The sequence below is a fragment of the Serratia sp. CoH_122_TC_1 genome, assembly GCF_058191755.1.
In genome coordinates, this window is record NZ_JBXWLA010000093.1 from 1 (window position 1) to 213 (window position 213).

The following is a 213-nucleotide window of genomic DNA, read 5'->3' on the forward strand; positions in this document are numbered from 1 at the left end:
GGTGCATCCAGGAGGATTCGAACCTCCGACCGCTCGGTTCGTAGCCGAGTACTCTATCCAGCTGAGCTATGGATGCACAGGAATTCTTTTTTGATACCGTATGGTACGTTGTTACTACCCCACCATACTGCAAAATATGGTGCATCCAGGAGGATTCGAACCTCCGACCGCTCGGTTCGTAGCCGAGTACTCTATCCAGCTGAGCTATGGATG

1 tRNA gene is annotated in these 213 nt (G+C 51.6%); it reads right to left on the reverse strand.

Going from position 1 to position 213, the window contains the following annotated elements:
* Positions 1-2 precede the first annotated feature (2 nt).
* Positions 3-76, reverse strand: a tRNA-Arg gene (locus AC2FC2_RS27100).
* Positions 77-213 lie beyond the last annotated feature (137 nt).